The organism is Ferrovibrio sp. (assembly GCF_035304305.1).
Classification (GTDB): Bacteria; Pseudomonadota; Alphaproteobacteria; order Ferrovibrionales; family Ferrovibrionaceae; genus Ferrovibrio.
Window position 1 is genome coordinate 1 of record NZ_DATGQG010000158.1, and the last position, 5,205, is coordinate 5,205.

Sequence of the window (5,205 nt, forward strand, 5' to 3'; positions counted from 1 at the left end):
GAGCGGGACGGCCAGCTCGTGCTTGACATAAGGGATAATGGCAAGGGGCTCCACGGCGGCGCGCAAAGGGACGGCAACGGGCTTGCCAATATGCGCGCGCGGGTGGAGGCGCTCTCAGGCCGGTTCGTCGTTGCCGGCGCCGGACCGGGTCTTCGTCTCGACATCGCAGTCCCACTCGAGCCGAGCTAGCTGTTCGGAGACCGCTTGTATTCGGGCGGGCCATGCCAGGGGCGGACAATTCCTGCGAATTCAGCTTCCGTTGTCAGGTGCCGAAGGAGACCGTACGTCTTTCGCCGCTGACGCGCCGGACTGCCGCCGTGCCTTGGCGAAGCCGCGATCGGTTGCGATGAATCGTTCCAGCATTGGCACGATGAGCTTGAGGGGATCGGCGACGGGCTGGCCGGACTCGCGGGCCAGCACTTCGGCATAGGCGACGAGATCACGGTGAAGCGGCCCCGGCAGCTCCACGGTGGTTTTCACCGGCTTGTCCTCGATGATGGGACCGAGTTTCAGTTTCACCATGATCAACCTCCAGCCGGCTCGAATACAAGGTCGCGGGTGACGATTATCCTGACCGGGAAGCCGGGCCGAATGGTCAATGTTGGTGCGACCTGCATCTGGCGCTGGATGATCTGCTGGCCGGCCTGATTGATGGTGTCCTGCGCCCCGTCGCGGATGGCGCGGATCAGCCGGTCCTCGTCATCGGTGGAAAGTTCGGCGCCGACGCCAAGCAAGGTCGAAAGTCCGGCCGCCTTCATCAGATCCCACCAGTGATAGTCGACGCCATCCTCGAGCCCGGCATAGCCGGAAGCGTCCGCGCCCGGTAGGCGTCCCAGCACGATGGAGCGACCGTCCGGCAGGATCAGGCGGTTCCACACAAGCAACACGCGGCGCTGGCCGAAGGTCACGCCGTCATCATACTGGCCGATGATCCTCGTCCCCTGCGGAATCAGGAGCAGCAAGCCGGTCGGGCTGTCATAGACGTTCTCCGTGACCTGGGCAGTGATCTGGCCGGGAAGGTCGGAGCGGATGCCGGTGATGAGCGCGGCCGGGATCACGGACCCGGCCTGAAGGATGTAGGGCGATGCCGGCGGCGTGACGCGATCGGGGGCAACGATCTGCCGGTCCACCGGCCCGTTGAGGAATGCCGTGTGCCGGTCCTGCGTGGCAATCTGGTCGAGCTGACCGGTCAGGTCGAGGCCGGCGAGGTTCGTGCCGGTTCCGGGCGCGGCGCTCGTGCCCGGTGCGGCCTGGAAGAAGACGCGGCTCAATCGGGCGGCCTCTTCCTCGGCCAGGCGGCGTTCCTCTTCCGGATCGACGGCAGGCGCGGTGATGGCGGGCACCGCAACCGGCTGCCCGCGTGTCTGCGCATCGAGGATGGGGCGACCGAGGTCGCCGGGCAGCGCCGGGCCCAGGACCGGGCCGGTATAGTCGGATGGTAGGCCGGACAGGCCGTCCGCCGTCGGCCGGTTCTCGGTCGAATAGAGTTCTTCCCCTCCCGGTCCCGCATCGCGGGTCTGGAGCGCGTAGATCAGCGCGCCGCCGATGCCAAGCAGCGCGACGGCGCCGACGCCGGCGAGCATCTTTCGTGACAGGCGGGTGACGTGCGGCGGTTCGGCACGCAGCCGCATGGTGGCCGCGGCGTCAGTGGTGGTGCTGGTATCTGTCATGGCGACGATCCTTCTGTGGCGCTGGCAGGACGTGCCCCGGCCGCCTGCCTTTGCTCAATGCGCACGATCCTGACCACCTGCTGCCGGTCGCCACTGCCAAGGCGCAGCTCTGCGGCGCCGAACAGGCGGTCGACGATCAGGATATTCTGGTGGATGCGGCTGTTGACGATCTGCGGCTCGCCGTCCGCGCCAAGCACGAAGATCGGCGGCATCTCGCCCTGCACGATGCCGCGCGGGAAGACGACATAGACGCGGCGGCCGTCGTCGAAGACGGAGATGGGCCGCCAGGGCGGGCTGTCGCCCTGCAGACCGTAGCGATAATTGCGCGCCGCCTCGGCCGGGATGACGGGAGCGGCCGGAATGGTCTGGCGCTGGCCGGCAGGCGGCGCGGGATAGGCCCAGGCCACGGCGGGCATGTAGAGCGTTTCCCGCGCGCGCAGCTCGATCATGTAGATGCGGCGGTCGGTGGTGATGACGAGGTTGGTCGAGATGTTCGGGCGGGTCGGCTTCACCAGCACATGCACACGGCGAGTCGTTCCCGAACCGCTTGTCGTATCGCCGATGATCCAGCGGGCGGTGTCGCCGGCCGCGATCGGTCCCGCGCCGGTCAGGCTCTCTCCCGGCTCCAGCGCAATCGTCGTGATCTGCCCGACGGCGGCATAGACCTGATAGAGCGCGCCTTCCGACCAGGGATAGATCTGGATGGCGTTGTAATAGCCTTCACGACGCGGCTCGACGCGGGCGGCGGCGTTGGCGTTCTCGACGCGGCCTGCCGGCGTGCTCGCGGCGGTTCCGCCCCGCGCGACGGTCCAGGCCGGCGGCGTATGCAGCGGCCGCGGCCGTTCGTCGGTTGCGGTCGTCTGCACCACGGGCAGCGGGGGCACGTCGGCATCATAGCTGAACTGCGGCGTGCGGTTCGTGGCGCAGGCGCTCAGTGCGGTTGCAGAAAGCAGCAGAACCAGAAGACCGGATTTACGGAAAGCCGCAGAACCGGGTTCGAGCTTCGTCATGCGGGTCATTGGCTCATTTCCCGCGACCAGGAGATCGCATTGACATAGATGCCGAGGGGATTGGCGCGCAGGCGCTCTGCTGTGCGCGGCGTCTGGATCACGATGGTCAGGATCGCGGTCCAGCGCTCGGTGGTGGAAAGCTGGCCGTTCTCGTAATGGCGCTCGGTCCATGCCACGCGGAAACTATCGGGCGAGGCCCGGATGACGCTCGACACCTCTACGGCTACAGCCAAGCGGCCGACACGGGTGAACGGGTCGTTGGCGCGGGCATAGTCGTTTAGCGCCGCCGCGCCGCGGTCCGTCGTGAACTCATAGGCGCGCAGCCAGTTCTGGCGGACGATGATGGCGTCAGCCGGGATCGCGCGGACCTGCTCGATGAAGCGGCCGAGATGGAAGGCGATCTGCGGATCGGTGGGCCGATAGTCTGCCGTGGCCGGCGCGACCGCCTGCGCCTGGCCAAGATTGTCGACCTGTACCACCCAGGGCACGATCGTGCCGCGCGCCGATTGCCAGACAAGAGCGGCGGCGAAACCAGCCGACAGGATCAGCGAGCCGAAGGCCATGGTGCGCCAGTTTTTCGCCTGCACGCGGGCCGAGCCGATGCGCTCGTCCCAGGCTTGTGCTGCCTTCTGATAAGGCGTTTCGGGTTCGGGCGATTTGCCATAGTGCGTGGCGGGTCGTTTGAAGAGGTTCATGAGCGGTCACTTTCGGACAGATTGACGGAGGAACCGGTGCCGTGGCCGTCGCCGGAGCGCACCGCATGGGCGGCCATGGTGGTGCCGTGATTGAGAGCCTGCCGGCGCTGCATGCGTTGCGCCCATGCGGGCGGGCCACTGACAGGAACGGAAGATGATGCGGCCGCAGCTTCCCGCGCACCGCCGATTGTGCCCATGGATGATGTCCCGCCTCCTGCGGCAAAGCCCGCGCGGGCGCCCTCGGCGAAGCTGGACTTGACGGATGCGCCAGCGCGGGTCGCAGCGCGTTTGAGGGGTGAGACGGCTGCCGACCCAGCCGCGCGGGCAACACCGCCGAACCCAGAGGCGACACCGGCAGCGCCGGTCTGGCCGAGCGAACCGACGCTGTAAGCCGCACTCGCCGCCCCTGCCGCAGTCGCACCGCCCCGGACAGCGGCAGCGCCACCTGACAGCGCGGCGGCACCGCCCTTCGCGCCCAGCATGGCCGCGCCGCCCGCGGCAGCGCCACCGGCAAGCATCATGCCGCCGGCGACCAGACCGGTGCCCACGGCCGAACCTGCGCTGAGCTGCGGCCCGCCCGAGACAATCCCTGAGGCGATGCCGGGACCGAAGATGCCGAGGCCCAGCAGCGACAGCGCCGCCAGCACGATGGCCATAGCGTCGTCGATGGTGGGCGTCGCCCCGCCGAAACCGGCCGTGAACTGGCTGAACAAGGTGCTGCCGATGCCGATGATGACGGCCAGCACCAGGACCTTGATGCCGGAGGACACCACATTGCCCAGCACGCGCTCGGCCATGAAGGCGGTCTTGCCGAACAGGCCGAAGGGGATGAGCACGAAACCGGCAAGCGTCGTCAGCTTGAACTCGATCAGGGTGACGAAGAGCTGCACGGCGAGAATGAAGAAGGCGAGCAGCACCAGCGCCCAGGCGAAAAGCAGGCAGGCGATCTGGATGAAGTTCTCGAAGAAGGACCAGTAGCCCATCAGGTCGGAGATGGAATCGAGCAGCGGACGGCCGGCGTCGAGCCCGGTCTGGGCCACGCGGCCGGGGCGCATGAGATCGGAGGCGGAAAAGCCGGTGCCCGAAGCCATCAGGCCGAGGCCGGCGAACGAGTCGAAAACGATCCTCGCCAGATTGTTCCAGTTGCCGATGATATAGGCGAAGACACCAACGAACAGGGTTTTCTTCACCAGCCTTGCGATGATGTCGTCATCGGCGCCCCAGGCCCAGAACAGCGCGGCCAGCGTCACGTCGATGACGATCAGGGTGGTGGCGATGAACGCCACCTCGCCGCCGAGCAGGCCGAAGCCGCTGTCGATGTAGGAGGTGAAGACCCCGAGGAAATTATCGATGACGCCCGTGCCGCCCATCGGTCATTCCCCGGTGCCGGATTGCGGGACGGCAGGCGCTGGCGCAGGTGCGCGACCCAGGAAACGGTCGCGGCTTTCGGCCCAGGCGGCGCGGCAATCGGCGTTGCGGGTCGCGGCCTCGCCGAGTTGCTGGCACCGGCGCAGCGTCGCCCGCAAGGGATCGGCCGGAGGCTGGAGCGCCGGTGCCGTCCTGGCCGGCGCGGGCTCGTCCTTACGGGTCATCTCGACCACGGTGACCGTGATCGCGATGGCAACGAAGACGATCGCGCCGATCCGTGCGAGGGTCTTTCCCTCCATCGCTTCCCCCTTTCCGGCCGCCCGCCGCCTCAGTTGCTGCCGTTGAACATCTGCGCGTTGCCGGGCTGGTAGCCCGAGCCCGGCGTCAGGAAGCGCTCGCGCTGAACACGGCCCTGCTCGGCGGCGGTTGCGCGCTCGGCCTCGATCAGCGCTTCAGAGCGGC

7 protein-coding genes and 1 pseudogene are annotated in these 5,205 nt (G+C 67.8%); 1 reads left to right on the forward strand and 7 read right to left on the reverse strand.

Annotated elements, in window-relative coordinates; genetic code table 11:
* On the forward strand, positions 1 to 189 hold a 189-nt coding region (locus tag VKZ87_RS17600; RefSeq protein WP_324222581.1), incomplete at its 5' end, for a hypothetical protein.
* Positions 190 to 249: 60 nt separating this feature from the next.
* On the opposite strand, the gene VKZ87_RS17605 is transcribed toward VKZ87_RS17600, so the two are convergent.
* The 7 genes and pseudogenes from VKZ87_RS17605 to VKZ87_RS17635 all read right to left on the reverse strand — a co-directional run.
* Entirely contained in the window at positions 250 to 522 is a 273-nt protein-coding gene (locus VKZ87_RS17605) for a DUF2274 domain-containing protein (RefSeq protein WP_324222582.1), read from the reverse strand.
* Between the two features lie 2 nt (positions 523 to 524).
* A complete protein-coding gene (locus VKZ87_RS17610; protein ID WP_324222583.1) occupies positions 525 to 1,670 on the reverse strand; it encodes a TrbI/VirB10 family protein in 1,146 nt (381 codons plus the stop codon).
* On the reverse strand, positions 1,667 to 2,689 hold the full coding sequence (trbG, locus tag VKZ87_RS17615) for a P-type conjugative transfer protein TrbG (protein ID WP_414655662.1): 1,023 nt from the start codon (positions 2,687 to 2,689) through the stop codon (positions 1,667 to 1,669). The genes VKZ87_RS17610 and trbG overlap by 4 nt, the downstream gene beginning before the upstream one ends.
* Positions 2,686 to 3,375: a conjugal transfer protein TrbF gene (gene trbF / locus VKZ87_RS17620; RefSeq protein ID WP_324222584.1), complete on the reverse strand. Its 690-nt coding sequence runs from the start codon at positions 3,373 to 3,375 to the stop codon at positions 2,686 to 2,688. The genes trbG and trbF overlap by 4 nt, the downstream gene beginning before the upstream one ends.
* Positions 3,372 to 4,745 carry a P-type conjugative transfer protein TrbL gene (gene trbL, locus VKZ87_RS17625; RefSeq protein WP_324222585.1) on the reverse strand — a complete coding sequence of 458 codons (1,374 nt, stop codon included), beginning with the start codon at positions 4,743 to 4,745 and terminating at the stop codon, positions 3,372 to 3,374. The genes trbF and trbL overlap by 4 nt, the downstream gene beginning before the upstream one ends.
* A 3-nt stretch (positions 4,746 to 4,748) precedes the next feature.
* On the reverse strand, positions 4,749 to 5,042 hold the full coding sequence (gene trbK-alt, locus VKZ87_RS17630) for a putative entry exclusion protein TrbK-alt (protein WP_324222586.1): 294 nt from the start codon (positions 5,040 to 5,042) through the stop codon (positions 4,749 to 4,751).
* A 29-nt stretch (positions 5,043 to 5,071) separates the two neighbouring features.
* A pseudogene (locus tag VKZ87_RS17635) lies at positions 5,072 to 5,205 on the reverse strand (P-type conjugative transfer protein TrbJ); the annotation flags it as partial.

Excerpts from the sequence above, each read along its gene's own strand:
- VKZ87_RS17610 (WP_324222583.1), bottom strand. The coding sequence starts at position 1,670 with ATGACAGATACCAGCACCACCACTGACGCCGCGGCCACCATGCGGCTG.
- VKZ87_RS17605 (WP_324222582.1), bottom strand. The coding sequence starts at position 522 with ATGGTGAAACTGAAACTCGGTCCCATCATCGAGGACAAGCCGGTGAAA.
- trbK-alt (WP_324222586.1), bottom strand. The coding sequence starts at position 5,042 with ATGGAGGGAAAGACCCTCGCACGGATCGGCGCGATCGTCTTCGTTGCC.
- trbF (WP_324222584.1), bottom strand. The coding sequence starts at position 3,375 with ATGAACCTCTTCAAACGACCCGCCACGCACTATGGCAAATCGCCCGAA.
- trbG (WP_414655662.1), bottom strand. The coding sequence starts at position 2,689 with ATGACCCGCATGACGAAGCTCGAACCCGGTTCTGCGGCTTTCCGTAAA.
- trbL (WP_324222585.1), bottom strand. The coding sequence starts at position 4,745 with ATGGGCGGCACGGGCGTCATCGATAATTTCCTCGGGGTCTTCACCTCC.